Annotated in this window: 11 protein-coding genes; 4 read left to right on the forward strand and 7 right to left on the reverse strand. The window is 71.9% G+C overall.

The annotated features are described in order from the left end of the window. Window positions 1-7 precede the first annotated feature (7 nt). Window positions 8-1210, reverse strand: a complete 1203-nt coding sequence (locus OG562_RS18745; RefSeq protein WP_266399160.1) for an amidohydrolase family protein — start codon at window positions 1208-1210, stop codon at window positions 8-10. 175 nt (window positions 1211-1385) lie between these two features. On the opposite strand from OG562_RS18745, the gene OG562_RS18750 reads away from it, so the two are divergent. Beyond that, on the forward strand, window positions 1386-2921 hold the full coding sequence (locus OG562_RS18750; RefSeq protein WP_266399162.1) for a class I adenylate-forming enzyme family protein: 1536 nt from the start codon (window positions 1386-1388) through the stop codon (window positions 2919-2921). Between the two features lie 34 nt (window positions 2922-2955). Here the strand turns inward: OG562_RS18750 and OG562_RS18755 are convergent, their stop codons facing one another. Continuing rightward, window positions 2956-3468, reverse strand: coding sequence for an EF-hand domain-containing protein (locus tag OG562_RS18755; RefSeq protein WP_266399164.1), 513 nt, complete (start codon window positions 3466-3468; stop codon window positions 2956-2958). A 227-nt stretch (window positions 3469-3695) separates the two neighbouring features. Further along, on the reverse strand, window positions 3696-4076 hold the full coding sequence (locus OG562_RS18760) for an STAS domain-containing protein (protein WP_266399166.1): 381 nt from the start codon (window positions 4074-4076) through the stop codon (window positions 3696-3698). 352 nt (window positions 4077-4428) lie between these two features. On the opposite strand from OG562_RS18760, the gene OG562_RS18765 reads away from it, so the two are divergent. Together OG562_RS18765 and OG562_RS18770 are read left to right on the forward strand one after the other, a co-directional pair. Next, window positions 4429-5010, forward strand: coding sequence for a sigma-70 family RNA polymerase sigma factor (locus OG562_RS18765; RefSeq protein ID WP_266399168.1), 582 nt, complete (start codon window positions 4429-4431; stop codon window positions 5008-5010). Further along, entirely contained in the window at window positions 5007-6473 is a 1467-nt protein-coding gene (locus OG562_RS18770) for a zf-HC2 domain-containing protein (RefSeq protein ID WP_266399171.1), read from the forward strand. The genes OG562_RS18765 and OG562_RS18770 overlap by 4 nt, the downstream gene beginning before the upstream one ends. A 28-nt stretch (window positions 6474-6501) precedes the next feature. Here OG562_RS18770 and purU read toward each other — a convergent pair whose 3' ends face one another. Further along, window positions 6502-7404: a formyltetrahydrofolate deformylase gene (purU, locus tag OG562_RS18775; RefSeq protein ID WP_266399173.1), complete on the reverse strand. Its 903-nt coding sequence runs from the start codon at window positions 7402-7404 to the stop codon at window positions 6502-6504. 82 nt (window positions 7405-7486) lie between these two features. Continuing rightward, entirely contained in the window at window positions 7487-7987 is a 501-nt protein-coding gene (locus OG562_RS18780) for a hypothetical protein (protein ID WP_266399176.1), read from the reverse strand. Window positions 7988-8105: 118 nt separating this feature from the next. Between OG562_RS18780 and OG562_RS18785 the strand changes: the two genes are divergently transcribed. Then, window positions 8106-9449: an ABC transporter substrate-binding protein gene (locus OG562_RS18785; RefSeq protein ID WP_266399178.1), complete on the forward strand. Its 1344-nt coding sequence runs from the start codon at window positions 8106-8108 to the stop codon at window positions 9447-9449. A 67-nt stretch (window positions 9450-9516) separates the two neighbouring features. Here the strand turns inward: OG562_RS18785 and OG562_RS18790 are convergent, their stop codons facing one another. Both OG562_RS18790 and OG562_RS18795 read right to left on the reverse strand, forming a co-directional pair. Continuing rightward, window positions 9517-11208, reverse strand: coding sequence for a hypothetical protein (locus OG562_RS18790; protein WP_266399182.1), 1692 nt, complete (start codon window positions 11206-11208; stop codon window positions 9517-9519). Window positions 11209-11442: 234 nt separating this feature from the next. Continuing rightward, complete coding sequence (locus OG562_RS18795; protein WP_266399184.1) at window positions 11443-12828, reverse strand: transcriptional regulator; 1386 nt, start codon at window positions 12826-12828, stop codon at window positions 11443-11445. Between the last annotated feature and the right edge of the window lie 101 nt (window positions 12829-12929).

A 12929-nucleotide genomic window follows, 5' to 3' on the forward strand; every position in this document is an offset into this window, starting at 1 on the left:
ACGTCCCCTACTTGTCGAAGTCCAGGTCCAGCATGCGGATCGCGTTGCCCCGCATCAGCTTGTAGACCGTCTCGTCGTCGAGGCCCTTGACGTGGTCGAGGGCGACCTCCTTGGTGTGCGGGAAGGTCGAGTCGACGTGCGGGTAGTCGGTTTCGAACGTGGCGTTGTCGCGACCGACCACGTCCAACGAGGCGACCCCGTGCTTGTCGCGGAAGAAGCAGCAGAACATCTGCCGGTAGTAGTACGTCGACGGCGGCTCGGGGATCAGGTCGCGGACCCCGCCCCACGCGCGGTGCTCCTCCCAGACGTCGTCGGCGCGCTCCAGGGCGTACGGGATCCAGCCCATCTGCCCTTCGGAGTAGGCGAGTTTGAGGCGCGGGAACCTGACCAGGATGCCGCTGAAGAGGAAGTCCATCATCGAGGCCATCGCATTGTTGAACGAGAGCGACGCCTGGACGGCGGGCGGCGCGTCCGGCGACGCGGCCGGCATCTGCGAGCTGCTGCCGATGTGCATGTTGACGACCGTCCCGGTCTCCTCGCACGCCGCGAAGAACGGGTCCCAGTACCCGGAGTGGATGGACGGCAGCCCGAGGTGGGTGGGGATCTCGGAGAAGGTCACCGCGCGCACCCCGCGGGCCGCGTTGCGCCGGATCTCCGCGACCGCCAGTCCGATGTCCCACAGCGGGATCAGGCACAGCGGGATCAGCCGTCCCCCGCTGTCCCCGCACCACTCCTCGACCATCCAGTCGTTGTAGGCGCGCACACAGGCCAGCGCGACCTCCTTGTCGTGCGCCTCGGCGAAGGTCTGCCCGCAGAACCGCGGAAACGACGGGAAGCAGAGGGACGCCTCGACGTGGTTGAGGTCCATGTCCGCGAGCCGTGCCACGGGGTCCCAGCAGCCGCGCCGCATCTCCTCCCGGGTGATCCCCTCCAGCGTCATCTCGTCGCGGTCGAAGCCGACGGCGGCGATGTTGCGCTTGTACGGGAACTTCAGGTCCTCGTAGATCCACCAGTCGGTGGGCTGGCCGTCCGGGTCCATCGTGATCTGGTACTTGCCGGCGACGTAGGCGAGCTCGCCGATCCCGGCGGTGAGGGCCTGCGGACCCCGGTCCCGGTACTTCTGCGGCAGCCAGGTCGAGAAGAGGTGCGCGGGCTCGATCACATGGTCGTCGACGCTGATGATGCGGGGCAGGTCGCTCGTGTCCGTCATGGGTCCCCTCCGCCTGGCGCGTACGCCGTTCCGACGATTTATCTGATGGACCGTCAGATTCAGTCTCCCCAGCAGGCTAGTCCGCGACCCCTGGACCGACAAGGCGACCGGCCCTACGCTCTGCCCACGATCTGACTATCCGTCAGTTTCAGTCAGCTACCGGCAGGGGGCCGCCGTGAACGACACCGCACACGCCGCTCCGGGCTCCGCACACGCCCTGGACTCCGCCCGCACCCTCTGGGATCTGCTCGCCCGTCGCGCCGCCCTCTCCCCCGACCGCCCGGTCCTCCTCCAGGACGACCGCTCCCTGACCTTCGGGGAACTCCACGACCGCGCCGAACGGGTCGCGGCCGGGCTGCACGACCTCGGCGTACGCCCCGGCACGGTCGTCGCCTGGCAGCTCCCCACCCGCCTGGAGACAGCCGTCCTGTCCTTCGCCCTGACCCGCCTGGGCGCGGTGCAGTCGCCCGTCATCCCCTTCTACCGGGACCGCGAGGTCGGCTTCGCCCTGCGCGAGTCCAAGGCGGAGTTCTTCGCGGTACCCGGCGTGTGGCGCGGCTTCGACTACGGCGACATGGCCCGCCGACTGGGCGCGAAGGGCGTCTTCGAGGCGTACGACGATCTGCCCGACGGCGATCCGGCGGTACTGCCCGCCCCGCCCGCCGAGGGCGAGTCGGTCCGCTGGATCTACTGGACCTCGGGCACGACCTCCGACCCCAAGGGCGTCCTGCACACCGACCGCTCCCTGATCGCGGGCGGCTCCTGCCTCGCCCACGCGCTGCACCTCTCGGAGCACGACGTGGGCTCGATGGCCTTCCCCTACGCCCATATCGCCGGCCCCGACTACACGGTGATGCTGTTGCTGTACGGCTTTCCCGCGGTGATGTTCGAGCAGTTCGCGCTGCCGGACGCGCTGGAGGGATACCGGCGGCACGGGGTGACGGTGGCGGGCGGGTCCACGGCGTTCTACTCGATGTTCCTCGTGGAACAACGGAAACAGCCGGGCGTCCCGGTGATCCCCTCGCTACGGCTGCTGGCCGGCGGCGGCGCGCCGAAACCGCCCGAGGTGTACCACGCCGTCGTCCGCGAGATGGGCGTGCAGCTCACCCACGGGTACGGGATGACCGAGGTGCCGATGATCACCATGGGCTCGCCGGACGACACCGTGGAGAACCTCGCGACGACGGAGGGACGGCCGCCCGAGGGCATGGAGATACGAGTGGTGGACGGCGAGGTGCGGCTGCGCGGGGAGGCGGTGTGCCGGGGCTATCTCGACCCCGCCCAGACCGCGGCGGCCTTCGACGAGGAGGGGTTCCTGCGCACCGGCGATCTGGGGCTGCTGACGGGCAGCGGGCATCTGGTGCTCACCGGGCGGCTGAAGGACGTGATCATCCGCAAGGGCGAGAACGTCTCCGCGAAGGAGATCGAGGACCTGCTGGCCGCCCACCCGGTCGTCGGAGACGTGGCGGTGATCGGCCTGCCCGACGCCGAGCGCGGGGAACGGGTCTGCGCGGTGATAGAGCGGACCCCGGGAGCGGAGACCGCCGAGTTGACCCTGGCGGCGCTGACCTCGTACCTGCGCGCGCAGGGCCTTTCGGTGCACAAGCTCCCGGAACAGCTGGAGGTGGTGGACGCCCTCCCCCGCAACGAGACGCTGCGGAAAGTGCTCAAGTACAAGCTGCGGGAGCGGTTCTCGGGGGCGGGCGGGTGACCGGGAGGGGTCACCGCGACGCGGGCGGCGGCTACTACTCGGGGACCGTGAAGTAGCGGGCGAAGGCGGGAACGGTCTCCGCCTCGCCGACCTTGCCGTCCGCGTCGGCGTCGAGGGCGGCGGCGCTCGCGCGGGCGATGTCCTCCGGGACGCCCAGGGCCTTCAGCACGCGCGCGGCGTCCTCGACCGTGGCCCGGCCGTCCCCGTCGGCGTCCGCGACGGCGAGGGCCGCGTGCAGGAAGGGGCGGGCGATCTCGGCGAAGCGCTCGGGGCTGTCGTGCAGGCGCTTGACCGCGCCGCCCACGAACTCGTCCCGGCTGATGCGCTGGTCGCCGTCCCGGTCCGCGATGCCCGCCATGCCCTGCCAGAAGGCCTCCGCGCCCGCGTACAGGGCCTGTCCCTTGTCGGACCTGGCCGCCGTGCCGAACTCGGCGAGCAGCGCCTTGGCCGCCGCGTCGAAGTCCGCCCGGTCGATGTAACCGTTGCCGTCCTGGTCGAAGAGGGCGAAACGGCCGGCGATCCTGCGCTCGTACTCGCTGCTGACCATGTCTTCTCGGGCCGCCTTACGTCGTCACGTGGGGGTGTCTCCGACTCGGAGCGTACGACGCCGGGGACCCTCCGGCGGCGGGAAAGCGACGGCTGTGCCATGACTGGGGGAATTTCGGGACAACGGCGTGAAACGGCAACGGCGGGAAACGGCGCAGGAAACGGCAACGGCACGCTCCGCTCTGCCGCCGAACCGGCCCGGCCCCACGCCCGGCCCCACGCCCAGCCCTACGCCGAGAGCGGTTCCGTCCCGTCCTCCACCGCGTCCGCGAGCTCGCCGTAGACGTCGAAGAGCCGGCGGACTCCCAGCGCGCCCAGGACCCGGTTGACGTGGGAGCCCTCGGCGGCTCCCCGCGCGGGCAGGATCAGCCGCAGCCGGCCCCGGCAGGAGCGCATGAGACGGCGGGAGGCGATGAGGACGCCGACGCCGCTGGAGTCGCAGAAATACACCTCGGAGAGGTCCAGCACGAGACTGTGGCGGCCCTCGGCCACCGCGTCGTGCACCCGCTGACGCAGCACCGGCGACGTCACCAGGTCCAGCTCGCCCGACACCTGGAGCACGGCCCATCCGCCCCGCTCGCCGCCGGTCACTTTGAAGGCCACGACCACGCCTTTCGCTCGCTGTAATCGGAAGCTGTCCCTTCGCTTCCTTGCAGCGCGGCTGCCCAGCGGCCGTGCCCCGAAACACCGAGCGGAAAACAGAAACCGGGCGAAAGAGGCTTGTTCTCGCCACATCCAGTCCTGTTCGATCTCTATTGGAAGGAAAAAGATCGGACATGATCAGGCTTGACCGTGAGGCGGTCGGGTACGCGCAGGCCATTACCACCCCGCCCCGAGCGAGGGGCGCACATTGGAACAAAGGGGCGTGCGGTGTCGGACGTGCCGACTACATTCGAGGTGACGGTGGACGCACGCTGGACGCAGGCACGGGCAGCAGCACGAACACGGGTGAGGGGGCCGCATGACGACGAAGGACGCACCGCCCCGCTGGGACCGCAAGATGCAGCAGCGACTCGCGCGCGGTGAGGCGGCCGCCCTCGGCGAGCTCTATGACCGGTTCGCTTCGCTCGTGCACGGACTCGCCCACCGCGTGCTCGGAGACGAGCGGGCCGCCGACGGCGTCACCCGCGAGGTCTTCGCCCACCTCTGGGAACACCCCGACGCCTACGACCCCCAGCAGGGCCCGCTGCGCACCTGGGTCGCCGCCTTGACCAACCGCCTCGCCGTGCAGCGACTGCGCGCCACCGAGACCGCCGCGCTGGCCGAGGCCGGCCAGGGCTCCACCGAGGAGCTGGAGCGCAGGGTCCGGCACGCCTCGGTGGCCGCCCGCGCCGACTACATCGTCCAGGCCATGCCGGCCCCGCTGCGCGCCGCCCTGGAGCTGGCCTACTTCCAGCGCCGCGACTACCGCCAGACCGCCGCCGACCTCGGCGTCACCGAGGACGAGGCCCGCCGCCGACTCCGCCTCGGCCTGCAACTGCTCTCCACAGCCCACGACGCCACGGCACCAGGAGCACCGCCCGGTTACGGGGGTGCGGCATGAGCGACGCGGACGACTTCAAGCCGTACGACGACGGCGAGGACGACGCCAACGGCGACCACGACAAGGAGTTCGACAAGGACTACGACAGGGAGAGCGACAGGGACTTCGACAGGGAGAGCGACGAGAAGAGCGACGAAAGCCACGAGGGCACACCTCCGTCCCCGTCCCTTTCGCCGGATCCGTCCTCGCCCCCTGAGCCCGCCTCCCCCCGCCCGCCCCGCATCCCCCTCCCCCGCGCCTCCGTCGAGGACACCGGGCTGCCGTTGCCCGCGCTGGAGGGGCTCGTCGGCCCCGAACCGCTGCGGCTCGAGCACCCGGTGCTGAAGTCGCTGCTGGGCGCGTGGGCGCTGGCGGCCTGCTCGGCGGAGGAGACGGCGGCCGTGGAGGAGCACCTCGGCGACTGCGGGTCCTGCGCGGACGAGGCACGGCGGCTGCGCGAGGCCGTAGGTCTGCTCCAGCGTCCGGAGAGCCTCGACCTCGACCCCGGCCTGCGCACCCGCGTCCTGGAAAGCTGCCTGGACCGACGCCCGCCCCGCATCCCGGTGCCCGCCTGGGCGGCGTCGTACGACGCCGAGACCGCGCGGCTGGACGCCCTGCTCCAGGACTTCGGGGACGCGGAGTGGCACGCGCCCGTGCGGTTGCGCTGGTTCCACGAGGAGGGCGAGACGACCCGTCGTACCACCGTCGCCGGAGTCATCGCGCACCTGCTGGCCGTGGACGGACTGGTGGCCTTGGCACTGGGCCTGGAGGACCCCCTGGCCGCGGGCTCGGGCTCGGGCTCGGGCGGAGGCGAGGGCAGACAGGGCGGCGAGAAGAAGTCGGCCGTCCTCGCCCCCGCCGGCCGCACGGAGGCGTTCTGGGAGGCCTCCCACTTCCCGCACACCCGCTCCGTGCGCACCCCTTGGCGCGAGCAGACCCACGCCCTCGTGCGCACGGTCTCCTTCACCGGCGGGGGAAGCCCGGGCACCACGCCGATCTCGTACGGCGACTTCGAACTGCCCCTGCGCGACGCGATGCTGGACCGGGCCTTCGAGTGCTGGGTGCACGCCGAGGACATCGCGGAGGCGGTCGACTACCCCTACACCCCGCCCGCGCCGCGCCATCTCCACGGCATGATCGACCTGGCCGCGCGCATGCTCCCGGACGCGCTCGCCGCCCGCCGACGCGCGGGCCTCGCGTCCCCGACCCGCGCCCGCCACCTGGTGACCGCCGGCCGCCCCGGCCGCAGCCTCCGGCTGGAGATCGAGGGCGACGGCGGCGGCGAGTGGCTGATCCCCCTCGACTCACCGGGCGCGATGGGCTCCGCCGACCACGAGGTGGCCCATGTGGCCCTGGACGACGTGGAGTTCTGCCGCCTCGCCGCCGGCCACATCCCCCCGGAGGAGGCGGCGGCGGGCCAACTGGGCGACCGGGAGGCCATCAGGGACGTCCTGTTCGCGGCTGCGTCGCTGAGCCGGATGTAAAGGAAGGCGCGGGGGCAGCCCTGGGAATCTAGGCGAAGACGACCGTCCGTCGGCCGTTCAGCAGGATCCTGCGTTCCGCGTGCCACTTCACGGCGCGGGCCAGGGCCTGGCATTCCACGTCGCGGCCGATGGCGACCAGCTGGTCGGGGGTGACGCCGTGGCCGACTCGTTCGACCTCCTGCTCGATGATCGGACCCTCGTCGAGGTCGGCCGTCACATAGTGCGCCGTCGCGCCGATCAGCTTCACGCCTCGGGCGTGCGCCTGGTGGTACGGCTTCGCGCCCTTGAAGCTCGGCAGGAAGGAGTGGTGGATGTTGATGATCCGGCCGCTGAGCTGCTTGCACAGGTCGTCGGAGAGGACCTGCATGTAGCGGGCCAGGACGACCAGTTCGACGTCCTTCTCGCGGACCAGCTCCAGCAGCCGCGCCTCGGCCTGCGCCTTCGTGTCCCTCGTCACCGGAATGTGGTGGAAGGGGATGTCGTACGAGCCCACCAGCTCGGCGAAGTCGGTGTGGTTGGACACCACGGCCGCGATCTCCACCGGCAGCGCGCCGATGCTGGCCCGGAACAGCAGGTCGTTCAGGCAGTGGCCGAACTTGCTGACCATCAGGACGATGCGCATCTTCTCGTCGGCCCGGTTGAGCTGCCAGTCCATGTGGAAGGAGTCGCCGATCGCCGCGAAGCTCGCCCGCAGCTTGTCCACGGTCACCGGCGACTCCGCCGAGAAGTGGACGCGCATGAAGAACAGACCCGTGTCGTGGTCGCCGAACTGCTGACTGTCCTCGATGTTGCAGCCGGTCATGAAGAGGTAGCTCGACACGGCGTGCACGATGCCCTGCTTGTCGGGGCAGGCGAGCGTGAGGACGTACTGGTCGGCCTGCGCGCCCTGGTCGGCGGGGCTCGCGGCGGCTCGGGTGGACTGCTCGTTCATGCGGGAAAGGGTCTCATGTCCGCACCGGCCGAGCGGAACGCCGTCCGCTACGCGGACCGGGTCGGCCCACGTCAGGCGTCCGCTACGCGGAACGGGTCATGATCCGCAGGACTTCGAGGGTCCGGGGCGGTGCGTCCGGGTCGTCGCCGTCGGCCGCCGCCATCCGCACGTGCGCGTCGCGCGCCGCCCGTACGGCGTCCGGCCAGCCCTGGTGGTCGACGTACGCGGAGACGGGCGCGTCCGGGCCGACCTGGTGCATGATCCGCAGCACGCGCAGCACGGCGGTGTCGACGAGCGCCGCCTCCTGCGAGTCGCGGAAGATCGTGCCGACGTACTTCTCGGCGGACCAGTTGTCCAGCCAGGTGTCCTCGACCAGGCGGTACACGGCGTCGGTGACGTCCCCGTAGCCGTCGACGCCGGCCAGCCAGACGTTCTGCTGGAACACCGGGTCGGAGAGCATGTGCAGCGCGGAGCGCACATTGCTGCGCCAGCGCCACCACGGCATGTCGTTGAGTGGCATGCCGCCCATGGTGAACGAGCGACCGCCGCGACGGGAAGAGTTCTCCGAACCTTGCACGGTCACCGATCGTACGTTTCGCCGCTGCCGCGGCCGCACTCGCCCCGGCAATTCACCTTGCCGTCACTCGCCGTTGAACGCGAGTCACTCCCAGGTTGGCTATGTGACGGAATCGTGCGTGTCCATGACCGGCAGGCGACGCATGCGAAGCACCTTCCTCCCCAGGTCCCTCCGCTTCACCGGGTCCGTCAGAGCCACCGCCGTCTCGGCGGGAGCGCTGGCCGCCTGTGCGTCGCTCGCCGTCGGCTGCGGGGTCGTCCCCGGTACCACGGGGGGTTCCGGGGACGACTCCATCGTCGTCATGACCTGGGCCCCCGAGGGCACGGCCGCGACCAACAAGCCCGGCATGCCGGCCTTCGCCCGCGCCTACGCCCGCTGGATCAACGCCCAGGGCGGTATCAACGGCCGTAAGCTCACCGTCCTGACCTGCAACGACCACAACGACACGGTGGGCGCGGCGAAGTGCGCGCGGCGGGCGGTCAAGGAGGGCGCGGTCGCCGTGGTCGGCTCCTACAGCCAGCACTCCGACGCGTTCTTCCCTCACCTGGAGGGCGCCGGCATCCCCTACATAGGCGGCTACGGCGTCACGAACAAGGAGTTCACCAGCCCCCTGTCCTACCCCGTCAACGGCGGTCAGCCCGCGCTGCTGGCCGGTCTCGGCAAGGAGCTCGCGCCGACCTGCGGGCCGGTCTCGCTGGTCCGCCCCGACACCATCGCGGGCGACGCGCTGCCTCCCATGCTCGACGCCGGTCTGAAGACGGGCGGGCACGACCCGTCCGACGACCAGCTGGCCGCGGAGGACGCCGCCGAGTACTCGGCGCAGGCCCAGGAGGCCCTGCACAAGGCGACCGCCGGCCCGACGCAGACGGCCCAGACCGGGGGGACGGGGAAGAAGGGGTGTGTGGTGGCCGCGCTCGGGGACCGCACCAGCACCTTCATGGACTCCTTCCGACGCACCCGCGACGACTATCCCGGGGTGTCCACCGGCACCGTGCTGGGCAGCGTGGACCAGACGATCGTCGACGCGAGCGGCGGCGCGTCGGGACCGTTCGAGGGGGCGTACGTCGCCGGCTGGTACCCGGTCTCGAGCGATCCGGCCTGGGCCCCGATGAAGAAGGTGATCAGCGAGCAGGCCTTCACCGACACCCGTATCGACCCCACGGACACCGGGGTGCAGACCACCTGGATCGCCTACACCGTGTTCCGGCAGGTCGTGGAGTCGCTGGGGGACGGCAAGGTGAGCGCCGACACCGTGCGGGGCGCGCTGGACGACGGGCTGAAGGTCACCACCGGCGACCTCACGCCGACGCTGCGCTGGGAGTTCACCGGCCGGCTGGCCTCCATCGGCTTCCCGCGCCTGGTCAACGCCGACGTCACCCTCCAGTCCGTACGGCAGGGCCGGCTGGTGGCCGCCAGGAAGGGCTTCGTCGACATGACGGGGACGCTGGAGAAGGCCGACGTGGACTGAGCCCAGGTCGGAGCCGGGTTCAGAGCCGGGTTCAGAGCTGGGTTCAGAGCTGGGTTCAGAGCTGGGTTCAGAGCTGGGTGGGCTGGCGCTCGGTCAGTCCGTACGTCCTGGCGATCTCGTTCCAGAGCTTGGCGGCCTCGGCCTTCTGGGTGCTGGCGGTGCCGCTCGCGGCGTTGCCGGCCTGCGTCTCGGCCGTGCTGCGGGCGGTGCCCTTCCGGCAGCTCTTCTTCTTGTTGGCGGCGACCTGGTCGGCCCAGGCCGCGTAGTGGTCGTCGGCGGACGCGGACGCCTGCCACGCCTTGGTGAGGGCGGTGGTCAGCGCGGCGTGGTTCGGGAGCTGGTCGACGGCCAGCCCGGACAGCTTGGTGACCAGGCCGGTGCGCTGGGTGGCCGCGTTGCGCAGGTCGGAGGCGGCCTGGGAGAGGTTGTCGCACGCCTTCACCGAGGCCACCGCGCTGATCACGCTGGCCCGGCTGCTGCCGCTGTCCGCGAGCAGCTTGTCCAGGGCGGTCGCCTGCTGCTCGGCCGCACCGGAGGACGCCGACGCCGAACCCTCGGACGCGGGCGCGGACGCGGCGACGGTCTTGTTGTCGTCGCCCTGGTCGCCGCCGCCCCCGAGGAGCGCGCCCGCGCCGACCCCGACGACCGCGAGGGCCACCCCGATCCCCGCGAACAACGGCACCCGCGAGCCCGTACGACCGCCGCCTCGGCCTCCGTCGTCGCCGTCCCGCGCCCCGCGCCGAGAGGGCTGGGGGGAACGGGCGGCGGGCCCGGCGCCGTACCCCTGCGGGCCGCCGTGACCGGCGTACGCGGGCGGCTCGGGCTCGGAGAAGCGCGGCAGCTGCTGTGTGGACCCGGCGGGGCTCTCGCTGCCGGGCCCACTGCGGAAGAGGTTGTCGAACTCGGCGGGCGGCTGCCCGGTCACGGGCGGGATGTACTGCGTGGCCTCCGCGTCGGGGCCGGAGGAAGGCAGGGGGCCAGGGCCCGGCTGCGGGCTGCGGCCCAGGAAGTGCGTCGACTCGGCGGGCGTCTCGGGCGGCAGCGCGCCGGGTCCCACCGGCGGCAGATACTGCGTCGCCCCCTCGTCGACGGAGGCGGGAGCGGGGGCCGCGGCGGGGACCGGCGGCAGGTACTGGGTGCGGCCGTCGTCGACCGGGCCGGCCGGGATCGGCGGTATGTACTGGGTCGCGCCCTCGTCGACGGGCGGCAGCGGCATCCCGGCCGCACCTTGCCCGTACGCCGATCCCGACCCGCCCTGGCCGTAAGCCGACCCCGGGGCGCTCTGGCCGTACGTCGGTCCCTGCCCGCCCGGCTGGTAGGCGGCCGCCGGTGCGCTCTCCGGCGGGAGCGGGCCCGCGCCCTGCTGAGGGGCGTGCTGGGGGGCGTTCCACTGCTGCTGGTCGGCCGGGAGCGGCCAGCTCTGGCCCGGCTGCGGGGCGGGCGACTGCTGGTCGGGGCCCCAGGGCTGTCCCCAGGTCTGCCCGCCGGACGGCGCCTGCTGCCCGTACTCCTGCTGGTTCCCGTACTCCTGCTGGGTTCCGTACTCCTGCTGGTTCCCGTACTCCTGCTGGGTGCCGTAGTCCTGCTGGGTTCCGTACTGGCCGGAATAGTGCCCCGGCGGGGTCGCCGGTTGGGGGCCGGGGCGTGATCCGCTCGTCGTCATGCCCGGCAGCAGGGGTTCCCCGCCGTCGGAGGGCAGCACGATGCCTTCGTGCGCGGGCCGCGCCGAGGGCTCCTCGCCCTGTCCACTCTGCGTCACCGGGACTCCTACGAATGGGGGACTTTCGGAATCGTCGGCTCACGCTACCGGGTCCCCGGAACCCCGTGCCACGCAGCTCAGACCGTGATCTCCCTCCCAGTGACGTCGGTTACAGATCCAAAAGACACGCGGACCCGACGCGGCGGTGATCCGGAGCGCCGTGCGCGGGGTCCGTCGCGTCCCGCCCGGGAACCCGTCGTTCTCCGCGCGTTCACGCGACGGCGCCCCGTCCGTTCACGCCGCGGTCTGCAACTCCAGCCGCGCTCCGAACTCCCGCACCACCGCCTCCTCACGGAAAGGTTCCAGCCGCTGCTGGAGGTCCTCCAGGTACTCCGCGCCCCGGTTGGAACGGAGCGTCTCCAGCAACTCGACCGCCTTCAGACCGGTGTTGCAGGCCTGTTCGACCTCGCGCTGCTGCACCTGCGCGGTGGCCAGCAGGACGTACCCGATCGCGCGCCGGCGCGCACGGCTCTCGGGGTGCCCGGCCAGGGACTGCTCCGCGCAGCGCGCCGCCGCCTCGGCCTGGCCCAGGTCGCGGTGGCAGTGCGCCAACTCGTCGGCCAGATAGGCCTCGTCGAAGTGCGCGATCCACGCGGGGTCGTCCCCGGCGGCGGGATCGGCGGCCTCCAGCGCCGACACCGCCCGCCCGGACGCGGCCTGCGCCGACCGGACGTCGCCCATCAGGGCGTGGCCGCGCGCCTCCGCAGCGAGGAACATCGCCTCCGCGCGCGGGGTCACCCGCCCGCGCGCGCCCTCCTGTGCCGCACGCGCCAACTGGGCGATCTCGCGCGGGTTTCCGAGCTGGGCGGCGAGGTGGCTCATGGAGGCGGCGAGGACATAGCCGCCGTAGCCGCGGTCGCCCGCCGCCTGGGCGAGGCGCAGCGCCTGGATGTAGTAGCGCTGGGCGAGGCCCGGTTGCCCGGTGTCGACGGCCATGTACCCGGCGAGCTCCGTCAACCGGGCCACGGAGGCGAAGAGTTCACGCCCCACCGCCTCCCGGTAGGAGCCGGCCAGCAGCCCCGAGACGACGCTGTTGAGGTAGTGCACGACGACCGGGCGCACATGCCCGCTGCCGTACTGGTGGTCCAGGTCGACCAGCGCCTGGGTCATCGCCTTCACGGCCGCCACGTCGGACAGGCCCACCCGGGGTCCCGCCGAGCGCGCCACCTGGGCGTCGGCGGACGAGATCAGCCAGTCGCGGCTCGGCTCGACCAGCGCCGAGGCGGCCACGGACGAACCGGAGAGGAAGTCGCGTCGGCCCACGTCGCTGCGCCACAGCTCGCAGACCTGCTCGATGGCCCCCAGTACCGTCGGCGAGAACTGGAGACCGACGCCCGAGGCCAGGTTCTTGCCGTTGGCCATGCCGATCTCGTCGATCGTGACCGTACGGCCGAGTTTGCGGCCGAGCGCCTCCGCGATGATCGCCGGGGCCCGTCCGCGCGGCTGCTGTCCGCGCAGCCAACGGGCCACGGACGTCTTGTCGTAGCGCAGGTCGAGTCCGTGCTCGGCGCCGCACATGTTGACGCGGCGGGCGAGCCCGGCGTTCGAGCACCCCGCCTCCTGGATGAGCGCCTGCAGCCGTTCGTTCGGCTGCCGCGCGACTAGAGGCCTTGCGGCCATTGGCACTACCCCCTGTGGCTGCGGTCCCTGCCCACACACCGAGTTGACGTGTCGTCACGTGCTCTTCCACGTGTGCGTCCACGTGTCTTCCACCGAAAAGA

Origin of the sequence: Streptomyces sp. NBC_01275 (assembly GCF_026340655.1) — a bacterium.
Classification (GTDB): Bacteria; Actinomycetota; Actinomycetes; order Streptomycetales; family Streptomycetaceae; genus Streptomyces.